At 44.2% G+C, this 25,895-nt stretch carries 23 protein-coding genes; 9 read left to right on the top strand and 14 right to left on the bottom strand.

Translation table 11 applies throughout. The annotated features are described in order from the left end of the window. Window positions 1-501: 501 nt before the first annotated feature. A complete protein-coding gene (locus tag QUA36_RS18470) occupies window positions 502-1,497 on the top strand; it encodes a class I SAM-dependent methyltransferase (RefSeq protein ID WP_333458661.1) in 996 nt (331 codons plus the stop codon). A gap of 474 nt (window positions 1,498-1,971) precedes the next feature. Here QUA36_RS18470 and QUA36_RS18465 read toward each other — a convergent pair whose 3' ends face one another. The 9 genes from QUA36_RS18465 to QUA36_RS18425 all read right to left on the bottom strand — a co-directional run bounded on the left by QUA36_RS18465 (window position 1,972) and on the right by QUA36_RS18425 (window position 12,290). Further along, complete coding sequence (locus QUA36_RS18465; RefSeq protein ID WP_333211143.1) at window positions 1,972-2,778, bottom strand: WecB/TagA/CpsF family glycosyltransferase; 807 nt, start codon at window positions 2,776-2,778, stop codon at window positions 1,972-1,974. Window positions 2,779-2,895: 117 nt separating this feature from the next. After that, a complete protein-coding gene (locus tag QUA36_RS18460; RefSeq protein ID WP_333458660.1) occupies window positions 2,896-3,978 on the bottom strand; it encodes an NAD-dependent epimerase/dehydratase family protein in 1,083 nt (360 codons plus the stop codon). Window positions 3,979-4,037: 59 nt separating this feature from the next. Beyond that, entirely contained in the window at window positions 4,038-5,267 is a 1,230-nt protein-coding gene (locus tag QUA36_RS18455; RefSeq protein ID WP_333458659.1) for a glycosyltransferase, read from the bottom strand. A gap of 99 nt (window positions 5,268-5,366) precedes the next feature. Beyond that, complete coding sequence (locus QUA36_RS18450) at window positions 5,367-6,527, bottom strand: glycosyltransferase family 4 protein (RefSeq protein WP_333458658.1); 1,161 nt, start codon at window positions 6,525-6,527, stop codon at window positions 5,367-5,369. A gap of 1 nt (window position 6,528) precedes the next feature. Continuing rightward, entirely contained in the window at window positions 6,529-7,437 is a 909-nt protein-coding gene (locus QUA36_RS18445; RefSeq protein ID WP_333458657.1) for a glycosyltransferase family 2 protein, read from the bottom strand. A 62-nt stretch (window positions 7,438-7,499) separates the two neighbouring features. Further along, window positions 7,500-8,753 carry a glycosyltransferase family 4 protein gene (locus tag QUA36_RS18440; RefSeq protein WP_333458656.1) on the bottom strand — a complete coding sequence of 418 codons (1,254 nt, stop codon included), beginning with the start codon at window positions 8,751-8,753 and terminating at the stop codon, window positions 7,500-7,502. A 24-nt stretch (window positions 8,754-8,777) separates the two neighbouring features. Then, a complete protein-coding gene (locus QUA36_RS18435; RefSeq protein ID WP_333458655.1) occupies window positions 8,778-9,719 on the bottom strand; it encodes a glycosyltransferase family 2 protein in 942 nt (313 codons plus the stop codon). A gap of 10 nt (window positions 9,720-9,729) precedes the next feature. Further along, the gene (locus tag QUA36_RS18430; RefSeq protein ID WP_333458654.1) at window positions 9,730-10,956 is read right to left on the bottom strand and encodes a hypothetical protein; all 1,227 of its coding nucleotides are present in this window, start codon (window positions 10,954-10,956) and stop codon (window positions 9,730-9,732) included. Next, entirely contained in the window at window positions 10,953-12,290 is a 1,338-nt protein-coding gene (locus QUA36_RS18425; protein WP_333458653.1) for a flippase, read from the bottom strand. Before QUA36_RS18425 ends, QUA36_RS18430 begins: the two co-directional genes overlap by 4 nt. A 446-nt stretch (window positions 12,291-12,736) precedes the next feature. Between QUA36_RS18425 and QUA36_RS18420 the strand changes: the two genes are divergently transcribed. After that, complete coding sequence (locus QUA36_RS18420; RefSeq protein WP_333458652.1) at window positions 12,737-13,660, top strand: glycosyltransferase family 2 protein; 924 nt, start codon at window positions 12,737-12,739, stop codon at window positions 13,658-13,660. Window positions 13,661-13,730: 70 nt separating this feature from the next. Next, window positions 13,731-14,693 carry a polysaccharide pyruvyl transferase family protein gene (locus QUA36_RS18415; RefSeq protein WP_333458651.1) on the top strand — a complete coding sequence of 321 codons (963 nt, stop codon included), beginning with the start codon at window positions 13,731-13,733 and terminating at the stop codon, window positions 14,691-14,693. Window positions 14,694-15,161: 468 nt separating this feature from the next. Here QUA36_RS18415 and QUA36_RS18410 read toward each other — a convergent pair whose 3' ends face one another. The 5 genes from QUA36_RS18410 to plsX form a co-directional block, all read right to left on the bottom strand. After that, window positions 15,162-15,668 carry a substrate-binding domain-containing protein gene (locus tag QUA36_RS18410; protein ID WP_333458650.1) on the bottom strand — a complete coding sequence of 169 codons (507 nt, stop codon included), beginning with the start codon at window positions 15,666-15,668 and terminating at the stop codon, window positions 15,162-15,164. 10 nt (window positions 15,669-15,678) lie between these two features. Continuing rightward, a complete protein-coding gene (locus tag QUA36_RS18405) occupies window positions 15,679-16,392 on the bottom strand; it encodes a PspA/IM30 family protein (protein WP_333166336.1) in 714 nt (237 codons plus the stop codon). A gap of 407 nt (window positions 16,393-16,799) precedes the next feature. After that, the gene (gene fabD, locus QUA36_RS18400; RefSeq protein WP_333373147.1) at window positions 16,800-17,681 is read right to left on the bottom strand and encodes an ACP S-malonyltransferase; all 882 of its coding nucleotides are present in this window, start codon (window positions 17,679-17,681) and stop codon (window positions 16,800-16,802) included. Between the two features lie 402 nt (window positions 17,682-18,083). Beyond that, window positions 18,084-19,085 carry a beta-ketoacyl-ACP synthase III gene (locus QUA36_RS18395; RefSeq protein WP_333458649.1) on the bottom strand — a complete coding sequence of 334 codons (1,002 nt, stop codon included), beginning with the start codon at window positions 19,083-19,085 and terminating at the stop codon, window positions 18,084-18,086. A 164-nt stretch (window positions 19,086-19,249) separates the two neighbouring features. Further along, entirely contained in the window at window positions 19,250-20,299 is a 1,050-nt protein-coding gene (plsX, locus tag QUA36_RS18390; RefSeq protein ID WP_333458684.1) for a phosphate acyltransferase PlsX, read from the bottom strand. 358 nt (window positions 20,300-20,657) lie between these two features. Here plsX and QUA36_RS18385 point away from each other — a divergent pair, with 358 nt between their 5' ends. The 6 genes from QUA36_RS18385 to QUA36_RS18360 all read left to right on the top strand — a co-directional run bounded on the left by QUA36_RS18385 (window position 20,658) and on the right by QUA36_RS18360 (window position 25,729). Then, on the top strand, window positions 20,658-21,992 hold the full coding sequence (locus QUA36_RS18385; protein WP_333458648.1) for a D-alanyl-D-alanine carboxypeptidase: 1,335 nt from the start codon (window positions 20,658-20,660) through the stop codon (window positions 21,990-21,992). A gap of 81 nt (window positions 21,993-22,073) precedes the next feature. Further along, complete coding sequence (gene rpsP / locus QUA36_RS18380; protein ID WP_333166328.1) at window positions 22,074-22,358, top strand: 30S ribosomal protein S16; 285 nt, start codon at window positions 22,074-22,076, stop codon at window positions 22,356-22,358. Further along, window positions 22,330-22,818 (top strand): KH domain-containing protein, encoded by a 489-nt coding sequence (locus QUA36_RS18375; protein ID WP_333085049.1) that lies wholly within the window; start codon window positions 22,330-22,332, stop codon window positions 22,816-22,818. Before rpsP ends, QUA36_RS18375 begins: the two co-directional genes overlap by 29 nt. A gap of 370 nt (window positions 22,819-23,188) precedes the next feature. Further along, a complete protein-coding gene (locus tag QUA36_RS18370) occupies window positions 23,189-24,142 on the top strand; it encodes a PhoH family protein (protein ID WP_333455619.1) in 954 nt (317 codons plus the stop codon). Window positions 24,143-24,292: 150 nt separating this feature from the next. Further along, entirely contained in the window at window positions 24,293-24,697 is a 405-nt protein-coding gene (locus QUA36_RS18365) for a ChuX/HutX family heme-like substrate-binding protein (protein ID WP_333458647.1), read from the top strand. A 255-nt stretch (window positions 24,698-24,952) separates the two neighbouring features. Continuing rightward, window positions 24,953-25,729: a DUF6816 family protein gene (locus tag QUA36_RS18360; RefSeq protein WP_333458646.1), complete on the top strand. Its 777-nt coding sequence runs from the start codon at window positions 24,953-24,955 to the stop codon at window positions 25,727-25,729. Window positions 25,730-25,895: the final 166 nt, after the last annotated feature.

The raw sequence follows: 25,895 nt of genomic DNA, 5'->3' as shown, positions 1-25,895 counted from the left end.
AATTATCCTTTAACGGGCTACATTTTCTTGGCAACTACCACAACCCACAGCACCTCTAAACCATCGAGCGACTAACTCATTTTCCTTACCATCGGAACTGGCAAAACTAACAGGGGTTTTAGTTTAAATCTTGTTAAATCAACTGCTTCATTATTTAGGTAGATGCACAAATGCTTTTAGGAGTATCATACCCTAGAGGCATATTCATGTTTCTTACTTAATGTATACTTAAATTATTAACAAGAGAGAAACTTACTCACCGCCCGCTCGCGGAAGGTGTAGCTTTTTATCAAAAGTGACAAAGCCAGCTAAATGCGTTAACTTAAATTCGATGTTACCTGAAAACCACGCCTCAGTAATTGTATTCCCAAAACTTCATAAGTTTTAGGCATTCAACTCCTGTATTGAGGAGCACACAATTATCACTGGCACATAACGTATCGGAGTAATCCAAAATGAGTGGTTATTAGTACATCAAGTTCCTAAGTAAGGAAAATTAAAATGCAAAGTCAAACGTGCTTAAGCCCTACCGTCGTCTGCCCGATATCGGGACAGAGTATGAAACCGTGGCTATTCATACCCGGTGATTGGCGCAGACCTCGAAACCAAGAGTCATTTCAATTGTACTGGTGCGAAAAGTCACAACTTGGACGCATTCATCCTCTACCCGAACTCAACAAAATCGCCAGCTTCTACGAAATTGATGAGTATTATACTCATCATATAGACTTTACAAGCTTCATATCTGCCTCTTCTATTTCCTTCTTCGATAAATTGCGTACCCATCTAGCTTGGCGTTTCGATCGCGGAGTAGATGTCACAAGTAAATGGTGGAAGCAACAGTTCGGGACTGCTTCCTCCTCGATCTTAGAAATTGGTTGCGCCAATGGGCACCTGCTGCAAGAACTGCAAGCAGAGGGTCACAAAGTCTGGGGCGTAGAACCAGATCGACAAGCTTTAGTTTTGGCCCAGCAGCGAGGCCTTAATGTATTTTATGGTACTGCTGAATCTTTACCCCCGGAAGTCCAGTCTAGACAGTACGACATAATTGTGATGAACCACGTACTCGAACATACCAGAGATCCTTTACTTGCACTCCGCAATGCCATGCAGTTGCTCGTGGATGGCGGCAAGTTGGTGATGGAAGTACCAAATAACTCTTGTATTGGGCTGAAGTTATCAGGGATTGCATGGATGCACCTAGATGTACCAAGGCATTTGTATTTCTTCACACCGCAGAGCTTTCGCGCTATCTGTGAAAAAGTAGGATTTGAGATAATTGCTACCCAGTTTAATGGCTACTATCGCCAATTTGACAACCCTTGGATCAATGATGAAATAAAAATTTTCAGTGTGTTCGATTCAATGGCATCTCATCAGATAGTCAAGCCCAAGGAAAACAGTAAAGTCCAAGCTTGGAAGCTACTGCTGAAAACCATTTTTGCTGGTGATGAAAACAAGTACGATTCGATCCGGATTGTGGCACAAAAGCCATAGCAATATCGAGGTAATGGCAATAAACTTTTGGTTTGATTATCAAGTTTGGTTACACACTCACCATACTTTTGCGCTCCCCTGCGATTATCGCCCCTGCCAAGATTACAGTCAAACCAAATGCGACTATTGACCCAGCCATGCACCTGACTAGATCAAGACTGACGCACAAACTTTGTATGTAAGGTGTGCAGTCCCCAGCTTACCACATAGATAATGTAAAAATTGTTTTCTGCCGTAATATCGTTTCCGATGGCATCGGCATAATATATTCGGATCGTCTCAGTGGGAGCTTAAGAACTCGCTACCCAAATCGCGAGCTCTTAGGCTCCCACTATAATTCCGATGTCACGGGATTTAATAGAAGTTTTCTTGAATATACGATCGCAGTTGCACCTCAAAACGATTAGTTACGATGTGTTTGCTTTTTTACTTTTTACTTGTGAGCACCCATAATTCACAAGAAACTTTTAAATTTCAACCATATAATACTTCTTCTACAGGCGGCGTGGCGTCTGTGGGGTCGAACTGTTTGATTTTCAAAGCTTGTAGCAAAAACAGCCAGATATAAAGCGGATTCAAAAAAACATACCGCTGCCAAAGGCGCCGAGGTTCCTTAATCATCCGAAACAGCCATTCCAAACCTATTTTAGATAAAAAGTCAGGAGATTTAGCCAAATTACCCGCATGAAAATCGTAAGCAGCACCTACAGCAATCAACGGCATTGATAAGTCATCCCGGTATTCGTAAGCCCAGACTTCTTGTCGCGGACACCCTAAACCGACAAAAGTAATTGCTGCACCGCTGTTGCGAATTTGCTGTGCAATTTCTTCTTTCTCTTGGGGGGAAACCTGCCTAAATTTAGAAGGCTGAGTTCCAGCAATAATTAACTTGGGAAAACGCTGGCAGAGATTGCGAGATAAAGCTTCCAGTACAGAAGCTTGAGAGCCGTACAAATAGATAGGTAATCCTTCTTCTGCCGCACGTTCGCAGATTTGTAACATCGCATTCGGCCCGCAAACTCGATCGGGCAATTCCGTATGGTATAGCCAATTTAATGCCCACCTGACGGGCTGTCCGTCTGGCAATACTAAGTCAATGTGATTAATCCGATAACGATGAGTGCTGTCGAGAACCCCAGTCATTACCCCGTGAACCGCTAGGGCAGAAACTGACATTGGTTTTCCGGCGCTGGCTGCCGCAATAATTTTGCTAACCGCCGCTTCATAATTAACGGCATTTACTAATATGCCCAGTACATTCTTTTTCCCTTTATCAATCATGGAGCACCTCTTTAAGTCAACGCTCGCAGTTACACTCATAAATCTCCCCTAAGATTTGTTTAACTTTGTATTCTTCACTCGTTTACCGAAATTCCCAGCACATTCTTTTTGCCCCACTCAATCATTGGAATCCTCTTTCAGCCAACGCTCGCGGTTACATTCATAAATCTCCTGTAGGATTTGTTTAACGTTATATTTCATTTTCCAGTTGGGATAGTGACTGGAAAATTTTGAATTGTCGCTAATCCACCAAATGTGATCGCCAATGCGATTCCCTTCAGCATAAGTCCAATTAAATTTGCGTTCCGCAATTGCCTCGCACATCTGGATCGCTTCTAACATCGAACAATTGCTGTACCTGCCTCCTCCTGTATTATAAACTTGGGCGCTTCGGGGAGCTTTATAAAATTCATAAAATGCCGAAATTAAATCTGCGCTATGAATGTTATCGCGAACTTGCTTGCCTTTGTAGCCAAACACGGTGTAAGGAGTTCCCGTGACAGCACACTTCATCAAGTAGGCTAGGAAGCCGTGCAATTGAGCTCCTGAGTGATTTGGACCTGTCAAACAGCCGCCGCGAAAACAAGCGGTGTTCATATTAAAATATCGACCGTATTCTTGAACTAAAATGTCAGCAGCTACCTTAGAAGCACCAAACAAACTGTGCAGGCACTGATCGATTGACATATCTTCCCGAATGCCACCTTCGTAAGTATGCCCGGGTTCAATTTCCCACCTGTGTTCTAATTCAATTAAAGGCAAACTGTTAGGCGTATCGCCGTATACTTTATTGGTAGAAGTGAAAATGAAAACTGCTTTAGGACAGTAAAGACGAGTTACTTCCAGAAGATTGAGAGTGCCGTTGGCATTGACGGTAAAGTCTATTTTCGGAGCACGGGAAGCCCAATCATGGCTGGGCTGGGCTGCTGTGTGAATTACTAATTCGATCGACTCGCCGTACCGCTGAAAGATATTGGTAATCGCTTCATAGTCGCGAATGTCCACATCTAAGTGATAATACTTGGTACCCAAAGACTTTTCGAGCAGTTGGCGGTTCCAGTTTGTGGAACCATCAGCACCAAAAAAGAACTGGCGCATATTATTGTCGATCCCAACTATATCTAAGCCTTGTTTGGCAAAGAACTGACACGCCTCAGAGCCAATTAAACCCGCCGAGCCAGTAATGATTGCAACGCCCACGTTTCACCGCCTGAAAAAATATAGTTTTCTTTGTTTTGCCCGATCAAACAAATCAGAAGTTATCCTGATTTTCCATCGAATACATCTTCGCACAATTGGGCAAAGAATAGACCTTTAACATCCCAATCATAGATTTCCCTGACGCGCGTTTGACCCGATCGACCCAAGCGATCTCGCAATTCACGATCTTGGGCTAAACACACTATAGCTTCTGCTAGACCTTGCACAGTGCGATCGGGGTCCGTAGCCGCCACTTTAATCCCCGTTTGCTCCGTCACTTGAGTAGCCGGTCCCCCCAAATCCAAACAAATCGTGGGACGACCAACCCCCATCATTTCCGTGCACACAAAACCACCAGAGTCATGCAAACTCGGATGGAGGAGAACGTGAGACTCCCCCATTTTAGAAAGAGTTTCAGTGCGAGATAAAGTTCCCCAAAAAAATACTTTATTTGCCAGTCCCAATTCTGTTGCCAAAGCTTCCAAACGCTTCCTTTCAGGGCCGTCTCCGACAATCCAGTATTCGGATTGTTCCAGCTTCGCCTCCGCAAATGCACGGAGTCCTAAGTGCACCCCTTTCCAATGTAAGAGACGACCAACACTGATGAATCTAATTGGTTGCTCCGGCGGGGTAGGAAATTGCTTTAGTTCTTGAATTTCCTGCTGCGATAAACCGACTTGCGAGAAAATCTTCACGTTTTTTGCTTTGAGAAATCGCAGTCTGGCAGCAGTTTCTTCCGTAGTTGCCAGCGCAACGGCACTGCGGCGCGCCGTCAGCCCCACAAACGGATCGCGTTCTCCTACGCTTTGAGCCAATGCCCGCAGCGTTTCGTAAATTTTTCCCCGGCGGCTAAAATCTTGCCAAAAAGCCTTTGGTGCTGCTTCTGCGCCCCCCACAGGCCCCCAAATAAAAGGATGCGGCAACAGCGCCAAGAAACTTGGAGACCAATGTTTGACATAAGTTACGTGATGTACTATGTCAAAACCGATTTCGCGATCGAGCTTCCGAGCGATAAAATAAGCCCAGATTTGCCACAGATAGTAGTGAAGTTGCAGCAATCCTTGTTTCCCCTTCCAATCTTCGCTCCACCCAAACGGATCAAAATAAACAAAGTGCAGGTTGGGCACTGGGTTCCGCTCTAGTTCTGCTTCAATGTACGATCGACAAAACGTGCGAGTAAATACCCAGCTTTCGTGATGTTTAGCAGATTGGATAACAGTATTCCATCCTACTCCCTCTTCGGAACCCAGATTCGGTTCGCAAGCAAACGCAGATAATAAAACTTTCATGGCTAAGTGGTAATTGCTAAGTGGTAATTGCTAATTTTTCCCTCTACCCTCTTCCATCCCTCCGTTAAATCATTTAAAAAATCCGTTGCCGAACTTGCTTCACCTATTCTCCATCAAAAAAGATGTAACTTCGACGTAAGCTTTAGCTGCTGTTTCGGGAGTTTTTTGAGAAATTATCTGTCGTGACTGCTCTCCCATCGACTCAATCAAATCAGGATTATCTAGAAAAATTTGCATTTTATCCGCTAACTCTTTAGCACTGCTAGGATCGAAAATATAACCGTTCTCACCTGATATAATTAGCTCACAGGAAGCTGCACCATTTGAACACAAGACTGGTTTCCCGAACACCATCGCTTCGGGTACAACCATTCCCCAGACATCCTCAAAAGTAGGGAAAACAAAAATATCAGCTTGCTGAAAATAAGCACCTAAATTTCCATATTCTACCCATCCCGCCCACGTTACTTGCTCTTCAAAATCGCACTCTTTAATAAATGCTTCCAGTTCTTCGCGCTGATCTCCCTTCCCAATAATCAACAGCGAATAATCAACATAACCTTGATTTTTAAGAATAGCGCAAGCTTCTAAGAGCGTTTTAATTCCCTTTCTTGATGTGATCCGCCCTACATACAGAAAAATCGGGCGCTTTAACGGCAAGTTGGGCGGCTGAGTTTGATCTAATAGTTTAATCAAAGCTCCCGCATCAGGTACTAGATAGGTTCTGGTAAAAATTTTATCCTCCGGTACGTTGAGAACTTCTATCAGATATTTTTTACCCGCATTGCTATTGGCAACAAAAGCATCGGCAAACCGCACAAGGATGCGGCGCACAAATGTCCTAAAACTGGAATCTCGAAAGTCTGTATTGGGGGAACTACCATCGTAAATAATGGCAATTTTCCACCTCAGTAGCGGTTTTAAAAACGCAACAATTACAGTCCACAAAGAGAAAGCTTGGGGAAAGACCACATGAGGTCTAAATTTTAGCAAATAGCCGATAATACTAGGCGATACTACAATGAATCCGCGATCGTATCCTGTTTCTATCTTTTCCGTCTCGACAAATTTAGTTTCCCCTACCAACTGAATTGCCGATGCTCCCGGCAGTGTAGGATCGAACCCAGACCAAACACGACCAGTATAAAATACAGTATTCTTAAAAATTTTTGTAAATTCCCTCAAAACAGGCGGCCAGTAAGCTCCCAGTTCCACTTCCGGGACAAGCCAAGCAATGCGGAGTTCATTTCTATCAACCATCCTATTCACCTTGAGTTTTGTTTTTAGTCAATCCCAGTTTGCTCAACACTGAAAGCCAAACTAACCTGCGATAAGGTAGCAGCCAATAAATTGGCCACAACCAGCCACCATGCCGCTGAGTAAATACTTTCCACTCTTGAGCCGGTTGCAAGGTAGTATCTTTGAATGATAAACCTTTCGGTTTGCTCATTTTATCCAATCCTTCACTTAAATTATCAGCAGCCGTTTTGGTCACCTGGGGGTTGAGAGAACAAGTTCCTAAATAGCCAGGAGCAATCCAAACTGTACATCCTTTCTGTCTGGCTCGTAAACCATAATCCCAATCGCCAATATAATGGACAAAAGCTGGATCGAGGTTGCCGATATTTTGCACAACGCTGCGGGGAATTAATACGCAGTTGCCGTGCATAGTATCGCACATCTGAGGCTCTTTTGTTGGTTCGAGGATAGCATATCGGAATGGGTGCAAAGGGTTATTTCGTACCATACCGCCATATGTTGTTTGACCCGTTTCAGGGTCGCAGGTAGAACCGCCAATGATGGCTTTTGTTTCTCCTTTTTCTGATAACTTTTGAGTGGTTTCTAGCAAGACACTTACGGTTTCTGGATAAATAAGAGTGTCATCATTTAACCAGAGGTAGTAGTCGGGATTATCTTTCATTGCTTCGGTGAAAGCCCCACGCATTCCCCCGTTCCAAAATAAGTTCCCATCGCCGGAAAAAATATTGACTTGAGGATAGATTTGACGAACTGCCTCGCTGGTGCCATCGGTACTGGCGTCATCGACTAAATAGGCTAAAATATCAACATCGGCTGGAAGTGCCTGCTTAAAAAGAGCCTCTAAGCAAGCTAATGTTTTCTCTTTACGGTTGAAGCAAGTTAAAAGGGCCGCGATTTTAGTACGGTTCATTATTCGCAATTTGGTGGCTTTTAGCGATAGCTAAGTAAAATTTACTACGTAAAATCTGATGTTTACTTTGGAATGGACACAAGATCGTTAAAAACAGACAAATAGCGATTTGCTTGTATGTCTAAAGTAAATTCTTGTTCCACTTTCTGGCGGGCGCGAATACAAAGTTTTTGATGCCGATTGGGATCTTCTAAAACCCAAGCAATTCCTCGCGCTAAGTCTTCTGTTTCATAAGGTTTAGCTAAATAGCCATTTGAGCAGTGTTCGATCATATCGGGCAGTCCCCCAATATTAAATGCGGCGCTGGGGATGCCACAAGCAAGGGCTTCCATGACTGTATTTGGCAAGTTATCTATCACGGAAGGGGCGACAAAAATATCTGCTGCTGCATAAACCGTTGCTAGGGAAATATCATCTGCGAGTCTCCCCAAATAGTTAGTTTTAAAACCAAGTTCAATGGGATTTTCTGGTTCAGAAGAGCCAAAAACCAGCAACTCTATCCGATCTTTCCAGCCTGATTTACTGAGGCTTTGTAAAGCTGGTACGAGCAAGTTAAATCCTTTCCAGCGATCGCCTGTTCCACTTGCACCTCCAAAGAGTACAATTTGTTTATCTTGAGGCAAATTCAAGATTTCTCGCGCCCACTGACGATTTATGGGTTTGTACTTTTGAGTATTGATGCCATTAGGAATTATTTCAACTCGAAAATTTTTGAATAAAGAACTAGAATGAGCGCATTTCGCTAACCAAACACTAGGGCTAACCAAAGTTAGGTTAAGCTTATCCCAAGCTTTAGCTTTCCTCTGCCACACCCACCGCGACAGATCCGAATCTTTATTACTGTGGAGTTGCGGACAACTACCACAAGATTGAGTATAGCGATCGCAATCTTCACTATAATGACAGCCACCTGTAAAAGGCCACATATCATGCAGCGTCCAAACTAAGGGCTGCTTAAACTTGGGAATACTTTCAACTTGTAAATAACCCCCACAAACCCAGTGTAAATTAATAATATCAGGAGCGAGTATATCCAGTTGATTCGATAGAGCATCTGGCAGCACTTCTGTAGAAAATATAACTGGGTTTCTCTTAGGGTAGAGCCGCAATGGTGCGTTAGATAAAGTTGAAATAATCTTATCAAACTTATTTGCAATACTATGTGGTGACGAAATTACATTGCGATCGCCACTACTCTTATTTTTTACCAGCATTTGCGAAGACACACCAATCCCCTGGAAACCTTGGTGCAGTCGATAAGCGGCGCGGGCAGCCCCCCCTTCACTATCAGAACTATTGAGAAGTACAACCTTCATTTCCCATGCCTCTCCTCTAAATTTCTAGCTGACTTTGCCTGATTTTTTCAAAATTTTATTAACCTTTTTTTGCACCTTTCTTAGCAAGGGGGGATCGTAATCAAATAAAGTTTTTTTTGTAAAATTATCTGCTTGCGTATCCCTCATTGCAAAAGGCGGGTGTTTCATCGGAAATGTTATAGCTTCTACAGGCATATTACTGTAAGGACTGTTGACATCCTCCGTATTAGTTCCCCCTACACCATGTCCGATATTAGAAACTAAATTGACATTGGCAAGAATATTCGTACCCTTTTGAATAAAACTAGCAAAAGTCCACTGACAAGCCCAACTCTGTAATTTTCTTTCATAACAAAGCTGAAAAATATTTTTCCAAACTTTTGCAGTATGGGAGTCTCCCAGTACATCTATCAAAAAATTACCATCGCGAATTTCTGGCCACAGGTTCATATCTAAATCATACTGCTGCCAAGCTCGCCTCCAACTCGCCCAGCTCCAGCAGTGATTATAGCGAGAAAAGTAGTAACTATAATCAGTTCTTTTTCGCCCAAACTGAACATTTTGACCAGAGATTGACAGCATCCGCCGATCGTCTCGGTAACGATCCAGCAATTCTTCAGCAAAGCGGAAAAAAGTAGGATCAGGGAGACAGTCATCCTCAAGAAGAATTGCCTCTTCAACTTTATCAAACACCCAATTCATACCACTAGAAACCCGCAGGCGACAACCGAGATTTACGTCTGCGTAATTCTTCAAAACTTCGCAGTCCCAATCTACTTGGTCAATAATAGCTCTAGCGGCAGCACATTCTTGATCTTCTCCAGGCCTATCTGGACGTGCCCCGTCAGCAATTACTAGCAATTTGGGAGGTTTGGCCTGACGAATTGCCTCAAATACTCTAGCCGTTGTACCTGGGCGTTTGAAAATGATAAAAGCGACGGCTGTTTGGATTTGGTAATTGAACATTTCTGCAACTCTAATTTTTATAGTAGTGTTCAACATCTGAATTAACAATATCAGCAGTCATATCCGATTTAAAATTAAACCACTTGTGAAGCATCACAGCCGCTATGTATGCCAGTGTATCATTGCTCGTCTGATAGGGCAAAAATCTATAGCGAAAACTAGCCATTCTCGGGTCACGTTCTTGGTATAAAATATCTTGGGCAAAGTTACCCCAACGCTCATCTATCAAATCAATTGTCATACCAGCATGAGCCGAAGGTAGCAACATATTAGAGCCGTGAAGACCAATTACTAAGCGGCTTTGTGAATAAACACGGCATATTTCCCTTTCAACTTTTTCATTAAAACTATCCACTCTGTAATCTTCAATCCATTCTGGAAACTTAGTTTTTGTCCCCAAACCAGCGACGGCAAATTTTGCTTCTGGTACTTGCAACCTGATTTTCTCAAATAAGTGCTGAATTTTTAAATTTTGCAATGGCAATGCCCTTTCTCGTTGATTTAGCTTTTTCAGAACTCGGAACAGCCCACTGTTAACTAATAAACGATCTTCCCGCCAAATAAAAGTAATTCTTGTTTCTGGTTCATCAAATTTGTGTTTGGGAACTCTAGTAAACCGCGTGATGTCAAACTGACTAGGGTGAGAATGGGCTTCGCTGACATAAATTTCCTCAAAGCGTTTAGTTTCTTCATCCACAAACTCGGCGAAGCTGGGATAGTAAGTTTGACCATTTTTTAAAGAAATAGGTACTGTCCAGACTTCTGCAACTTCATCAGGAACCATCCACCTTAGAAACTTAGGAACTATCACAACTAACCCGTAGTCAGAGTTGCATTCTAAGTGCCTTTGTGCATTTAGCAACTTCAGCAGGGAATGACCATAAAGATGATCGATACAGTTTAAGATAATTACCCGCTTGCAGGGTTTAAAAATCTCTTTTACAATCTCAAGTTTTTCTGGTTGAGGATTTTGGAGTGAATTGAGTAATGGTTTGCCTAGCCATTCTTTTATGTTAGCAATTTTTGCAAAAACTTCACCTTTGGCTGTATCAACTTGGACGGAGTTTCTGACTCCATGACCTACTCTCAACTCGTCGATTATTTCGCTACCACATCCCACGCACTTACAATCCAGAACAATATGTATCCCTTGCCACAAAATTTTTTGGGCCTTGAGTTCCGTGTCGCAATAGGGGCAATTCGATCGCTGTTCGATTTTAGGTTTAATTTGAATCACTTTACTACTCCTCTGATTCTACAAGCTGCCTTGTATAAGTTAAGCGAGCGCCAGATGAAATTTGCGAATGGGCGCAATTCCTTAATCAAGAAGTTGACTAATATAATTACGTAAAAATAAGTTATCAGAGTAGCTGTGGTTGCTCCAAAAGCTCCATACTTAGGAATCAGCAAAAAGTTCAACCCTACATTTAAAGTAGATCCGACTACAGTCAAATAAAGACCGTAGCGCAACTGACCTTCTATGTTTAAATATGTACTCCGTGCTACTCCAAAGTTACTGCCAAATTGCGCCCAAACATAGATTCCAAGCACCGCTGCTGACTGTGCATATTTGTCACCGTAAAGTAGATGCACTATCCAGGGAGAAAGTAATGATATCGGTATGGCAACTCCCAACCATAAAAATATCATAATATCAGAATAAATTTGAAATTTATTTAGATATTCCTCATAATTGGTCTTTCTCAAATTCGCTAATTTGGGAAAAATAGAGCTGGATATGATCATCGGCAAAAAATCGCAGATTTCAGAAATTTTTACAGCTGCAGCATAATAGCCCAGTTGAGCATTTTGATTCATCGCACCGAGCATTATCTGATCGGTTTTTGAGTACACATAAACTGCAAATCCCGACAAAATTATCGGCCAACTCTCCGATAGCAGCTCCTTACACTTTTCCCAACTGAAGTGCCAATCCTTAATTTTATTCCCCGTAAGCTTATAAAAATATACATAAGCGATTCCTACCAATGCGACCTCTGTCAATCTAACCCAGGCGAATGCAAGCAGGGGGGCTTTAATTGTTACTAACCCAATTCTGACAGCAGCAACTAAAAAACATACCGAATTTTTAGCCAACACTGTATATTTTGACTGGATTTGGGACTGGAACCAAAAATTGATAGCCTCAAAAGCATTAAAGATAGTTCCTGCAGCGATGATACCTACCAGCCACCGAGTCAGAGTGTCGTTGGGCTTGACTAGCGCAATCACGGTGACAGTTAACAACAAAGTGATGCAGCCACCAGTAAATTGCAGTCCGAAGGCAGTTCCCAGGGTCTCATTTTTGCATTCTGGGTCGCGAGCGATGTTCCTCACTACCAGAGTACCCAACCCCATCGTTGCCACCGAACTAAACAGCGACACAAAAGCGATCGCGTAGTTGAGCAATCCAAATTGTGTCGGACCAAGATAGCGAGCCACCCAAAGGCCTACAAACAGACCTAGACCCATCTGCAAGATTTGGTCAGTGAACAGCCAAGCTATGTTGCTTAGTACCTGGCGCAGACCCGGACCAAGCTTTTGACCTATACCAGCCAACTTGTCTAACATCGGAAACTTTAAATTATTACCAAATAAAAATGCACTTTTTGAACTTTTTGCAATCTAGCCAGAGTAGTAATGCTTTATAGTCTATCATAAGACTAGCACTTATGCAGGATTTACACCAATCACCCTAACTACAACTTTTCCCACTATGTATTCTAAAATTTCAAATACCATACGATTCGTTTAACCTAAATGAGTAATATTACTCATTTAGGTTAGTTTAGCTTATTTGCAATAACTGATGAGATTTGTAGGTGGGGTTTAACCCAACTCCTATCACTACAAATGCAAAGGTGAAAGCATAATCTCTAGTTTACTGGGTATGATCCACTATGCTAAAGCAGGATTAAAAGGCAGAACTGAACTACTCAGAGCCAAACTTGGTAAATGTTGAGCAAGCAGTCTAGACGTAGGGAAACCAAAAAGGATGATAAGTTGGAGTTTAATATATGAAAACACCTGTGGCTTTTTTTGGATTTAATCGCCCTCATACAACAGAGAGGGTATTTGCAGCGATTCGGGAAGTTAAACCGCCTAAACTTCTACTCGTGGTTGATGGACCACGCTCTGACAAGCCAGAGGAATCTGAAAAATGTGCTGAGGTAAGGGCCATAATTGAAAAAGTGGACTGGGATTGTCAAGTTTATAAAAATTATGCTGAGGCTAATATGGGCTGTAAGCACAGGGTAGCTAGTGGGTTAGATTGGGTATTTAATACAGTAGAAGAAGCAATTATTGTCGAAGATGATTGCTTGCCAAATCCATCTTTTTTTCAATTTTGTGAAGAAATGCTGGATTTATATAGACATGAACCTAGGGTAATGATGATTAGTGGGACTAATTATTTGGAGGAATGGAAATCCGATCGGCAAAATTATCATTTTTCTTATTATGGAGGTATTTGGGGCTGGGCTTCTTGGCAGAGGGCCTGGCAATTTTATGATATTAATATGCAGGCTTGGATCAATCCTGACGTGAAAGCAAAAATTAAAGCTATACTGGCTGATGAGGCTCAGTATAAAATTAGAGCGCGGGATTTAGAAAATACTTTTCAGGGTAAGGTAGATACGTGGGATTTTCAATGGAGTTTTGCTCGCTTGGCTCAAGGGGGCTTGTCGATTGTGCCTTGTGTCAATTTGGTGGCTAATTTAGGTTTTGGGTTAGCGGCTACTCATACTGGAACTATCAATAAGGAAATAGCAGAAATGAAACAATTAGATTTAAGGTTTCCTCTTGAAATCAATGATAATCTGATGGTTGATCGAGAGTACGATCGATTAATGTTTGAAAAACTCTTTATCAACCATGAGAGTTTGATTAATAAGGTGAGCAGACACTTAAAAAAAATCCCCAATAAACTCGGGTTAAAATAATTTTTGCCAATACTAATGAAATGATACGAAATGTCACTGTCAACTTACTCAACTTAATGAAAAATAGGCTATGAAAACTATCTCAGTCTTGGATACCTCAATCTGTAGCTCTAATTTAGGAGACCAGATCATTATGGATGCAGTGAATAGCATTTTATATGAGATGTTTCCCGATCGACTATTTATTAATTTTCCTACCCATGATGTCATATCGAGCGATTCTTACCGCTTAATGAGTAAAAGCAGTTTAATTTTTGTCGGTGGAACTAATTTATTGTCCTCTAACATGAACTCCTATAATCAATGGAAGGTCAGTTTAATGGACTCTCTATTTATTACAGATATTACGCTAATGGGTGTGGGATGGTGGCAATACCAAAATCAGCCTAATTTATATACCAAAATTTTGTATAAACGGCTATTAAGTCAAAAATATCTGCACTCAGTGAGAGACAGTTACACAAAAAAACAGCTAAAATTGATCGGGATTAATAATGTAATTAATACTGCTTGTCCTACTATGTGGAAATTAACAGAGGAACATTGTGTCCAAATTCCTCAAGGTAAAGCAGAGTCAGTATTAGTTACTTTTACTGAGTATAATCAAAATCCTAGTTTTGATAAGCAGTTAGTGGAATTACTGAAACAGGAATATAAGTTAATTTATTACTGGACGCAACAGCCCAAAGATTATCAGTACATGAAAGATCTATGTGGCGAGCGAGCGATTTATCTTAATCCTAGCTTATCAGCTTTAGATATGGCTTTATCTCAGTATCCGGTTGATTATGTAGGGACACGATTACACGCTGGGATTAGAGCTTTACAATATAAAAGGAGAACTTTAATTCTGTCAGTTGATAATCGGGCTACAGAAATTTCTAAAGATACTAATTTGCCAGTCGTACAAAGAGATGATTTAAACAGTGTGGCTAATTGGATTAATGCTAAAGAAGAAACTTTAGTAAAAATCCCTTTAACAGCCATTAATGAGTGGAAAAAGCAATTTTTAGCGACTGTCAATAATGATTAGCTAACCTCTTACGCATTTAAACTGTATATTCTAGCAAGCGAGGACGCTTACAGTGCAAAGATTTCACGGTTACCCAATAACCTATTTAGATGCTTTCATAATTAATTACAGCACTTTGCGTGACTAAGAGGTACAGTAACAGCAGTGAGCAAAATAATTTTCGATTTGCTTACTTGAACATAATTTCACTCCCAATTCCAAGAGTTTTTCCACAATCTGTACACTTCGAGGTACAAATCTCCTGAGCCATGCCTTTAATTCCCACCATAAATGTTCGATGGGGTTAAACTCAGGTGAGTTGGCGTGATAAATAGGGCTTGCTGGATAAGTGCATAAAGGTTACACGGCGCGGTTATACGATCGCGGTATCGAGAGTAAAGTCGCCGTGATAAACAGGTAAAATAGGTCAAAACCCGTGCATCACCACCTGCGATCGTGTACAGAAAAGCTGAGCTTGCCCCAAACCCCTCATCCTCCTTTGAAGGGGTTGTTAATGCCAACTACAAGGGCGATCGTATCTAGGGCAACAGGCACCGCTGCCACACCCTGACCTTGTTCTTGAGCCGTCAAAGGTTGCGATACCGCAGCAATATCTGCTGTTCCTGCGACCAAATCTTGAATTCCCTTTGCAGAACCGTTAGCTTTGGAATCAACTCTAGTGCCAGGAAACTTGGCTTGAAAGCCATTCTTAAGGTTGAGGTTGATTGTCACCATACTGGTAGAACCTTGAATCCTGACAGTCGTACCCGCAGGAACAGAAGCTGGAAGCGCAAAGGAACTAGCTGCCACAGGCGAAGCACGGCCGACTACTGGCGCGACGGGAAGTGGGACGACATCGCCTGCGGGTGTGGGAGTGGGGGGATTGTTACTAACATCTTGCGACGCTGGTTTGTTGAGAAAAAAGAACCAGCCACCACCGGCTAGGAAGAGAAATAACAGGATAAAAACTATGGGGGGAGGCCCGCTCTTAGCCATAAAATTGTTCTTAGCTGGGAAGTTCTTTGTTGTTGGAGTCGTCTAACATTTCCAGCCTGCGATTAACTTCATCGTCTAAGGTCATATTTTCTAATTCTGCCTGAAGTCTTTCTTGGGGATTCTCAGATATTTCTGCTAAAGCTTGCTGTTTGAGGTTGCGGCCGTGGACGGCGTTTTTGGCTTGCTCAAATTGCGATCGAGCTGAATCGATACTGAGGTCGTTGTTGACTTTGGATATGGCTCCGAGGGCTTCGTTAATCTCGGCCATATCTTTCATATTTTGCATATCAGTTTTGTAGGCTTCCAGCTTCATCCGCTCTCGATTTAGCTTGTCCTTGGAAGCGTTGACGTATTGTTCGGCTTGTTTTACTTGGGATTCTAATTGCGGCAGGATTTGTTCTGTCTGAATTACCTTCGCCATTGCCAAGCGGGCTGCTTCTTCGTTGCCGTTGCGCTTGGCTGTGATGGCTTGGCGCTCTACGGTTTGCATTTCCCTAACTTTTTCTTCATATTTAGTTTTGGCGCGCTGGTAGGCTGCCACTTGGGTGGAGACTGCTGCTGCTAGCTTTTGCACTGATTCTTGCATAGATCGCAGCGACTCTTCGGCTACCGCCACCGACACCTGCCCGCCGGATTCCACGGGCAGTCCCCACATCCAATTCCAGGCACCTACTATGGTTCTGCCTGCCTTGTCGCCCATCAACCAGTAAAGGACTTTTTTCATATAAGTACCAGATAAGCTTGGTTTTTATGCCTAGTTTACATCACGATTTCTTGATCGCCCCGTCAATCGATTTTAGATTTTAGATTTTAGATTTTAGATTTTAGAATTGAAGCATTGACCCCACGGATCAATTCGGGATCTCGTTTATCGGATACAGGTTTTTTATTTCTGGGTCCTGAGTCTCCGAAGGAATGAATCCGGGGGCTTGTATGCTGGATGCTTTCGGTCAGGTCGATCGATATCTAGATTTTTGATTAATATTTTCTAAATGTCTGGATCGTATATGGCCAAGTTGCACAACAGGCAATATTCGGATTTGCCTGTTGTGCTATTTGTTTTTCGGCAATCTTCAGGCCCATTAAGTCTAAATTTTATAACCTGCCGTTGAATAACAGGTTAAAAACAGATTAAGCGGGCAAATCTGCAAAACTGCTCACATTTACCAGCGCTAAATCGGGACAAGTCCGTTTGATCAAACCTGTGAGAACTTTGCCGGGACCAATTTCCACTACGCGATCAATTCCTTGTTGCGGCAATTGCAGGGAAATTTCTCGCCACCGCACGCCTTTGGTCATCTGCTGAGTCAACCGCTGCTTTAAAGTGGCTGCGCTGGTAGTGGCTGAGGGTTCTGCGTTTGAGAGCACCAGCATTTTAGCATCGGAAAACCTTGCAGACTTTAATGCTAGTTGAAACTCTGCCGCCACCCCGGCCATCAGTGGAGAGTGAAACGCACCAGAAACATTCAATTTAACGGCCCGTTTGACTTTGATTTTGGCAAGTAAATCTTCTACTGCTGCGGGCGTTCCAGAAATCACGACTTGTGCTTCGCTGTTGTCGTTTGCCAGCACCACGTCTCGGCTGTATTGAATTTGCAATTCTAGTTCCTGCCTGTCGAACCCAATCAAAGCCACCATTTGACCGCCAGAGGCAGTTTCCATGAGTTCGGCGCGACGTTTGACTAAGCGCAATCCGGTTTCAAAATCAAAGACGCCTGCTGCGTAGAGGGCAACGTATTCTCCTAAACTGTGACCGGCAACTACCGCTGGTCGATCGCTTTTTTCTCGCACTAAGTCGGCCAAAATACTTTCTACTACGAACAAGCAAGGCTGAGTGTAGAGAGTCCGAGATAGTTTTGCTTCTTCTTTTTGGCAAACTTCCGGGACAGACCAGCCTAAAATTTCTTTAGCGATCTCAAATTTGGCTTTGGCTGTTGGCAAGTTTAATAAGTCTGCACCCATCCCGATCGCCTGGGAACCTTGTCCGGGAAATACCCATGCTGTTTTAGTCATTTTTCCGGTAATCTGCTAATTGGTGGTTGCTAATTGGTGATTGCAAAAATTCTTTCTTTCCCGCTTCTAAGTTCGCTCGCTGGTATCCGCTATCTTTCGGTTAACGAACTATCTACTCGCGACTCATAATTATAACATCTAACTGCGATTTTTACCAGGTTTATTTTTTTTGCTACTTGAATCTGATTAATAGCCGTAGCACACTTTTTCAAGCTTCAAGCCGGGGAAAGTCGATCGAAGAATAGAGGATTTTCCGTTTGAGCACGCGCTTGTCAATAAGTGTTGTCCGGGTGGTGCACCGCTGCGAACCTTGCCCAATGTATGGCGTGTTAAAGGATTTGTATTTTACTCGATCGAACTCCCGACAATAACCGGAGCAAGTTTACAGCCGGCCGCCAAATATTACCTTCCCCATTGAAAAATCGCCGCCCCCCAAGTCAAACCTGCACCGAAACCAGCAGCAGCAATAGTATCGCCCGCTTTAACTTTACCCAGGCGCACGGCTTCGTCTAAGGCAAGGGGAATTGAAGCCGCTGAGGTATTGCCGTAATTTGCTAAATTGCTGATTACTTTTTCGGGGGGAATCTTTAGCCTTTGGGCAACTGCATCGAGAATCCGCTGATTAGCTTGGTGCAACAGCAGCCAGTCAATTTCGGCGACGCTGATATTTGCCCGAAACATAGCTTTTTCTATGACTTCCGGCACTTTTTTTACGGCAAAGCGATAGATTTCTTGACCGTTCATTGTGATGGGATGAAATCCGCCAACTCCGACGCTGACGCCCTCAATTAATTCTTTTGACTCGGCTTTGTAAGCCAAATTTAGAGACGAATTTTGTGTGCCGTCGCTGCGAATTTCAAATCCCAAAAAGGAATCGACTTCTGAAGCTTGCAATACCACCGCACCTGCACCGTCTCCAAATAGAATGCAAGTACCCCGATCCGACCAATTCACCCAGCGAGACAAAATATCTGCTCCGATCAGCAAAACATTTTGATAAACCCCTGTCCGAATGAACTGCGAGGCTGTAACTAAACCAAAAACAAAGCCCGAACAAGCTGCTGTCAAATCAAAAGCCACAGCTTTTGTGGCGCCCAACTGATACTGAATTTTACTGGCAGTGCCAAACAAATCGTCGGGACTTGAAGTCGCCAAAATAATCAAATCAATGTCAGTCGGCGAAATTCCTGCCATCGCGATCGCCCTTCGCGATGCTTCCGACGCTAAATCGCACAAAGAAGTGCGATCGTCCGCCAGCCTGCGGGAGCGAATGCCCGTTCGCGCCCCAATCCACTCGTCAGAAGTTTCTACTATCTGACTCAAACCGTTATTATCCAGCGAAACCTGTGGTGTACAAGAACCGCTACCCGTGACGGCAATTCCGAACCCTGATTGCTGCAACATTCCTCTCCATTTACTCGCTGTTCGATCGAGAAATTAAAAATTAAAAACTACCAATTAAAATTATTTTTTAAACTTCTGAAATTACTTTGTTTTAAGCAAAACAGTTGGTTTAAGCTGACATTTTTAATTTTACATTTTTAATTTTTAATTCCTACTTACTGCCTCTAATTCACAGCTTCTTGTTCCAGAGCGCTTTGGTTATTGGACGATCGAATTCGCTCCAGCACTTGGTTGTCAATAGCCTCCTTCGCCAAACGAATGGCATTAAAAATCGAGCCAGCTTGAGACGAACCGTGGCTGATAATGCAAACTCCAGCAACGCCCAATAGCAAACCGCCGCCGTGTTCAACGTGGTCTACCCGCTGCTTAAATCCTTGCAAGCTTTTTTGCAGCATAGGGTCGTTAATTTGATGTTGGAGTCCTTTGACCAACTCTTCCTTAAGCACTTGCACCACGACTTCGCCCACCGCTTCGGCAAACTTCAACAACACGTTGCCGACAAACCCGTCGCAGACAATCACGTCGAATTTCCCCGACAGCACGTCGCGGCCTTCGGCATTGCCCACAAAAGGAATGTTCGGATTGTCCACCAATAACTGGTGAGTCCGCACTGCCGCGTCGTTGCCTTTAGAAGGTTCTTCGCCAATGTTGAGCAGGCCGATTTTAGGTTCGGCGACGCCCAGCACGCACTGGCTGTAAATAGTTCCCATAAGAGCGAACTGCTCCAAAAATTTGGGGCGGCAGTCCACATTAGCGCCAACATCGAGAATAAGTACAGCGCTGCCCGGTACCATTGTCGGCAAAACCGCACCGATCGCAGGGCGATCGATTCCGGGGAGCCGGCCCAACCTGAGCAGGGCAGCAGCCATTGCCGCGCCGGAGTGACCGGCGGACACCACAGCATCAGCTTGCTGCTGCTTTACCAAGTTCATCGCTACGTTAATCGAAGCGTTGGGCTTGCGTTTGAGGGCACTCAAAGGTTCTTCGTGCATTTCCACCGCTCCTTCAGAAGGAACGATTTCTAGCTGACCTTTAGAGACGCGGCCGATCGCGTCTTGTTGCCGGAGCGAGTCTTCTATTTGCTGCGGGTCGCCCACCAGCAAAATCTCTACGCCTAATTCTTCTTGTGCCTTAAGCGCTCCAGCTACAACTTCGGCGGGGGCATGATCCCCACCCATAGCGTCTATTGCAATTCTTGCGCGTGTCGATCCCATTGACCAATGTTTGAGAAACACTAAAAATTCTACCAGGAAGTCAGGAGCGTGAATCCAGAAGTCTGAATAAAGAACTAAAATCCGCTCGCTAGGGCGATCGGACAATTCTCATTTCCGACTACTCTGATAGAACTTGTTTTGTCACTACTTTACTATTTTTGACTGCCAATTGAAAAAATCAATGGAATAGTTTACATGACCGCAAGCACTTTAGTCCGGGAACCCCGGATTCATCCGTGGAGCGAGAAAAAAGCTCCCCATCCTGATCACTTGCCCCCGGATTTATCAGTGGGAGCGCTTTCTTCAATCTGAAATCTAAAATCTAAAATCTAAAATCGATTGACTTTAGGAGTAAAAAATGCTGGATTTATTTAGCTCAGGGATGATGTCTCTGTGGCTGGACATGGCTGGGGTAGGCACTGCCGCCCCTAATGCTGCGTCAGTGCTGGCTTGGCGGGGAGGGATACCCGGGTTAGTGGTGGCCGAAGATTTGGCTTTTGGGCGAATAAATGCGGCCAATCCAGACTTGCCCGCAGAAGCGACGGTGCAGGAATATTTAAAAGACTTAAAAGACAAAAACCTGATTGATGGAAATCAGGGAATTTGGGTGCAAGCGGGAATGGTGCCACTGATAAGTCAGCAGGGGAAGACGCTGATGCCTGGGGCTTCGCTGACTAAGATTGCGACTTCTCTGGCGTCGCTGGAGACTTGGGGCGCGGATTATCAGTTTGAAACGCGCTTCCTAGCAACGGGGCCGATTAGCAATGGTGTATTGCAGGGAGATTTGGTGGTCAGCGGTGGGGGCGATCCGCTGTTTGTGTGGGAGGAGGCGATCGCCGTTGGCAATGCTCTCAATCAAATGGGTATCGAGCGCGTGGCGGGAAATTTGGTGGTGACAGGCAATTTTCGCATGAATTATGAGTTCGATCCTTTGGTCGCGGGGGAGATACTGCGGCAAGCTCTTGAGGGTAGCAATTGGCCTGCGGACGTGGTGGCAATGTATTCTAAGATGGCTCCAGGAACTAGAAAGCCCCAAGTAACGGTGGCTGGCAGCGTCATTGCTGAGAAATTTGTGACTTCGGGGCGTTTGCTGCTGAAGCGCCGATCGCTTCCTTTAGCCGAAATTCTCAAGCAGATGAACGTCCACAGCGACAATGAAATGGCTCAGATGCTGGCCGACGATTTGGGCGGGGCAAAAATAGTGCAGCAGCAAGCTACTTGGGCTGCGGGGGTGCCGGAGGACGAACTCCAATTAGTTAACGGTTCGGGATTGGGAGTGGAAAATCAGATGTCTCCGAGGGCAGCTTGTGGGATGATGCAGGCGATCGCCCGCAACCTTCAGACTACTGGGCTGACGATTGCTGACTTGTTTCCGGTGTCCGGGCGCGATCAAGGCACTGTGGCACATCGGCACATTCCGCGATCGGCTGTGGTGAAAACTGGTACTTTGGACACCGTGATTGCTTTGGCTGGAGCGATACCGACGCGCGATCGGGGTTTAGTTTGGTTTGCAATTATTAATCGCGGCACCGATTGGGACTCTTTGAGAGCGCAGCAAGATATATTTTTGCAAAAATTGGTGCAGCAGTGGGGAACTGCATCGATTTTGCCACTAGCAATTACACCGCACATTGACGGCGCCAGACCTGCCTTGGGGGCAGCAAATCGTAGCGATATTTTGGTTGGAGGTTAAGAAATACGGGTTGAGTTGGGGTTCGGGGAAAGAGCACTGACAAAATAGCTTAGAATTGGAACAAGACTATTGTGCAAGAAGATGATCAAACTGCGATTAAAGAGATACGGGAAAAAACGCGAGACAAGCTACCGGATTGTAGCGATGAACAGTTCTACCCGCCGCGACGGCCGTCCCCTAGAAGAGCTCGGCTATTACAACCCCAGAAATAATGAAACCAGGCTGGATGTTCCAGCGATTGTCAAGCGCCTACAAGAAGGCGCTCAGCCAACTGACACCGTGCGTGACATCCTGAGAAAAGCCCATGTATTTGAACAAGTCGGAGCCGGAGCCAACGTTGAATCCAGCACAACAACAGTCAGCTAGTCCCAACTACGCTGGACTGGTTAAGTTTTTAATTGGGCCTTTTTTAGAGACCCCAGGCTCTTTGCGGGTTGATTGCGAACTGCACCCGCGCCAATCGCGGGTCTGGGTTAGGCTCGCTTTTGAAGATCCCGACAAAGGCAGGGTTTACGGTAGGGGCGGACGCAATATTCAGGCAATTAGAACTACGCTCGAAGCGGTGGCGCAGACGGCGGGTCAGTCCCTCTACTTAGATATATACGATGGCGAAGCAGGCGATCGTGGATCGGGGCCGCCCAGGGGCGATCGCGATCGTCCGGATCGCGACCGCCCAGATCGTGGCTCGCGGGAGCCGCGAGGCGACTTCCGACCCCGGACGCCACCTCCGTCGCCGAGTCCCTTGGCTAGCAGAACTCCGAGAGAACAACCTCGCCGTACTAACACACCTACGTTTAGAACGAGCAGAAATACTCCCGGTTATTAACTGCAGAGCCAAAAAACAATTTTAGATTTTAGATTGCCTGTTGTAAACTTTGTATTACAAGCCCCGCTGGATTTGAGATTGCCGATTTTGCGATCGGAAACAAATGTAAAATTTTAAATTTCAAATGTCAGTGGCATCAGGTTAATCTAAAATCTAAAATTTCACATCTAAAATCTAAAATTGCCTGACTTAATAGAAGGGAGATTTGATTTGTGCCTCAAGCACCAAACTCATTTGGGAGCTAAATCTAAAAGACGCCTTAGATACTAGGTAAAACCTAGTAACGGGCGTCTTTTTGTTCGCAAATAGTGACTGGTTGAACGTGTAGTTGTTAACTTTTAATTGCTTATTTGGAGGAGCTTATGTTGGCATGAGTGAAAAACTAACAATAGAGTTACCGAGCGCTCAAAGCGCAATGTCGCTGGCCGGTAATCAAGAAGAAAACCTGAAAATGATCTCTAAGCAAACCGGTGCTACCCTGGTAATGCGAGGGCAAGAACTGCTGATTTCGGGCACAAAAAGTCAAGTAGAATTGTGTCATAAATTAGTGCGATCGCTCTCCGACTATTGGAAATCCGGCAAAAATATTACCGGAGTTGAAATCCAGACGGCGCGCCAAGCTTTGGATAGCAACCGCCAAGGCGATTTACAAGACTTGCAGCGAGACGTTCTCGCCAGAACCCGCCGCGGCGAAGAAATTAGAGCCAAAACCTTTAAGCAGCGGCAATACGTCCAAGCAGTACGCACGCACGACCTGACATTTTGCATTGGCCCCGCTGGTACTGGCAAAACATTTCTAGCAGCTATTTTCGCCGTGCAGGCGCTGTTAAGCAAGCAGTACGAACGGCTGATTTTAACAAGGCCAGCCGTGGAAGCTGGCGAAAAATTAGGGTTTTTGCCGGGAGATTTACAACAAAAAGTCGATCCATATTTGCGCCCGCTTTACGACGCCCTGCAAGAAATGATCGACCCTGAAAAAATGGCCGATTTAATGGAAAGAGGCTTGATCGAAGTAGCTCCTTTAGCTTATATGCGGGGGCGCACTCTCAGCAATGCTTTCGTAATTTTGGACGAAGCTCAAAATACGACGCCGGCTCAGATGAAAATGGTGTTGACTCGTCTGGGCTTTCGATCGAGAATGGTAGTAACGGGCGATATCACTCAAACAGATTTGCCGCCAAACCAACAGTCTGGATTGTCAGTCGCCCAAAACATTCTCCGCAACGTTGAGGGCATTGCTTTTTGCGAATTCTCTCAGGCGGATGTGGTGCGACATCCTCTAGTGCAGCGGATTGTCGCTGCTTACGAACTGCACGAAACATAGTCATTAGTCATTAGTCAGTAGTCATTGGTTGTTAGTTATTGTTGTTTTTAATTACCAATGCCCAATGCCCAATGCCCAATTCCCAATTCCCAATGCCCCATGCCCAATGCCCAATTCCAAATACCCAATACCCAATTCCCAAATTAAATTATGCATAACCTGAAAGAATTCTTGGAAGCGTGCGAAAGATTGGGAACGTTGCGTTTAATCGTGACTAGCAGCGCGGCTGTGCTGGAAGTGCGCGGTTCAATTCACAAACTGTTTTATGCGGAGTTGCCGAAGGGAAAGTATGCCAATATGCACGCCGAAATATTTGAGTTTCACCTAAATATGGACAAAATAAAACAGGTGAAGTTTGAAACGGGTGAGGCGAAAAGAGGCAATTTCACTACTTATGCAATTCGTTTTCTCGATGAGCAAAATGAGGCTGCTTTGAGCGCGTTTTTGCAATGGGGAAAGCCAGGGGAATACGAACCAGGACAGGTGGAAAATTGGCACGAATTGAAGGAAAAATACGGCGAAGTGTGGGAACCTACATCTGTTGAGGCGCTTTAAAAAATAGGTGTTTCTACCTTTAAATCGCATATTGGGGGCGGGCTCTCCTGTCCAACCCCTACTCCCCACAAGCAGAACATTTATTTTTGTGCAACAGGCATCTTGCCTGTTTATGAAAATGGTATAAAATATGATGTTTAACTGATTTTTTGTCTAATTTTTGAATTAATGAACCGCAGAGGGCGCAGAGAACGCCCAGAAGAGATAAAGAAGAGAAAGAGAAATATCAGGTTAATTGTTTGAATTTAATTGCGTATGAAGGTAATTTGGGGTTTTTGTCTGGTTTTGGCGGTACTTCTGTGGGGTGACGTTGCGAGAGCGGGGGTTTTGGGCGATCGCATATCAAGTTTTCCCAATTGGGAAAGCAAGCCTCCTATCGCTGTAGCTAAGGGAGATTTGGTATATCCAGACTGGATGGCGGGGAATTGGAATGTTTCTAGCACTTTGGTAGATTTAGCCGCTCCTTTAGCGCCAAATATTGTCACGCCAGGATTTGAAAGCAACCGCCAGTATTTGCAGCAGCCGATATTATTTAAAGTGCGATTTCAACCTGAAAAAAATCTTGGGTTAATTTCTAATTACACATTTAAAAATACTCAAAAAATTGTAGCCGATCGCACTTTTAACGGTTTGAACATTGCCAAGGCTTATTTAGGCGATCGTGGCGTACTTTCGGTGAAAGTCGATCCGACCAATCCCAACCGCCAAATTACTGTTTTGAAAGGGGAACGCCAATTAATTTCGATTGTTACCAGTCGGGGAACTGAGACGCCGAATCCTCGGGAGTTTGTGTCTACAGAGATTTCTCAGCAGATTTTTCGGGGAGAGTCTGATATTTATTTAAATGAGGTGGAGACAACAACGGCTTATCGAGTTGTTGGAGGCGGGAAAAATGGCGATTCTGCGGATAAAAGAATTGAGGCTGATCAGGTGACAGCGATTTATTTGTCGCCGCAAGACCCGGATTATTTTGCTGCTGGCGGGCATCCTGTGGCTTTGTACCGATATCGGTTGGAGTTGGTGCGGACATAATTACATTGTCATCTCGATCGGTCTAGCGCTCGGCTTTTTTTGCCCCTCTCTCTCCTTTCATCAGCTTTCCTAATCACAGTCATCAGTTAAACTGTCGCTACACCCCTTTACAAACGTTAACAACACCGTTAATAATAGAAACATCATCCGAACATTGACAACCAAA

The organism is Microcoleus sp. Pol10D4 (assembly GCF_036701555.1).
Lineage (GTDB): Bacteria > Cyanobacteriota > Cyanobacteriia > Cyanobacteriales > Microcoleaceae > Microcoleus.
Note: the sequence above shows the minus strand (reverse complement) of the source record. Positions and strands in the feature narration are given on the sequence as shown.

Bases quoted from the DNA above. Each gene is read 5' to 3' on its own strand.
- QUA36_RS18410 (WP_333458650.1), bottom strand. From the start codon at position 15,668: ATGGCTAAGAGCGGGCCTCCCCCCATAGTTTTTATCCTGTTATTTCTC.
- QUA36_RS18470 (WP_333458661.1), top strand. From the start codon at position 502: ATGCAAAGTCAAACGTGCTTAAGCCCTACCGTCGTCTGCCCGATATCG.
- QUA36_RS18435 (WP_333458655.1), bottom strand. From the start codon at position 9,719: ATGTTCAATTACCAAATCCAAACAGCCGTCGCTTTTATCATTTTCAAA.
- QUA36_RS18415 (WP_333458651.1), top strand. From the start codon at position 13,731: ATGAAAACTATCTCAGTCTTGGATACCTCAATCTGTAGCTCTAATTTA.
- QUA36_RS18405 (WP_333166336.1), bottom strand. From the start codon at position 16,392: ATGAAAAAAGTCCTTTACTGGTTGATGGGCGACAAGGCAGGCAGAACC.
- QUA36_RS18425 (WP_333458653.1), bottom strand. From the start codon at position 12,290: ATGTTAGACAAGTTGGCTGGTATAGGTCAAAAGCTTGGTCCGGGTCTG.
- QUA36_RS18395 (WP_333458649.1), bottom strand. From the start codon at position 19,085: ATGTTGCAGCAATCAGGGTTCGGAATTGCCGTCACGGGTAGCGGTTCT.
- fabD (WP_333373147.1), bottom strand. From the start codon at position 17,681: ATGACTAAAACAGCATGGGTATTTCCCGGACAAGGTTCCCAGGCGATC.
- QUA36_RS18420 (WP_333458652.1), top strand. From the start codon at position 12,737: ATGAAAACACCTGTGGCTTTTTTTGGATTTAATCGCCCTCATACAACA.
- QUA36_RS18365 (WP_333458647.1), top strand. From the start codon at position 24,293: ATGCATAACCTGAAAGAATTCTTGGAAGCGTGCGAAAGATTGGGAACG.
- plsX (WP_333458684.1), bottom strand. From the start codon at position 20,299: ATGGGATCGACACGCGCAAGAATTGCAATAGACGCTATGGGTGGGGAT.
- QUA36_RS18445 (WP_333458657.1), bottom strand. From the start codon at position 7,437: ATGAACCGTACTAAAATCGCGGCCCTTTTAACTTGCTTCAACCGTAAA.
- QUA36_RS18465 (WP_333211143.1), bottom strand. From the start codon at position 2,778: ATGATTGATAAAGGGAAAAAGAATGTACTGGGCATATTAGTAAATGCC.
- QUA36_RS18455 (WP_333458659.1), bottom strand. From the start codon at position 5,267: ATGAAAGTTTTATTATCTGCGTTTGCTTGCGAACCGAATCTGGGTTCC.
- QUA36_RS18450 (WP_333458658.1), bottom strand. From the start codon at position 6,527: ATGGTTGATAGAAATGAACTCCGCATTGCTTGGCTTGTCCCGGAAGTG.
- QUA36_RS18440 (WP_333458656.1), bottom strand. From the start codon at position 8,753: ATGAAGGTTGTACTTCTCAATAGTTCTGATAGTGAAGGGGGGGCTGCC.
- rpsP (WP_333166328.1), top strand. From the start codon at position 22,074: ATGATCAAACTGCGATTAAAGAGATACGGGAAAAAACGCGAGACAAGC.
- QUA36_RS18385 (WP_333458648.1), top strand. From the start codon at position 20,658: ATGCTGGATTTATTTAGCTCAGGGATGATGTCTCTGTGGCTGGACATG.
- QUA36_RS18370 (WP_333455619.1), top strand. From the start codon at position 23,189: ATGAGTGAAAAACTAACAATAGAGTTACCGAGCGCTCAAAGCGCAATG.
- QUA36_RS18360 (WP_333458646.1), top strand. From the start codon at position 24,953: ATGAAGGTAATTTGGGGTTTTTGTCTGGTTTTGGCGGTACTTCTGTGG.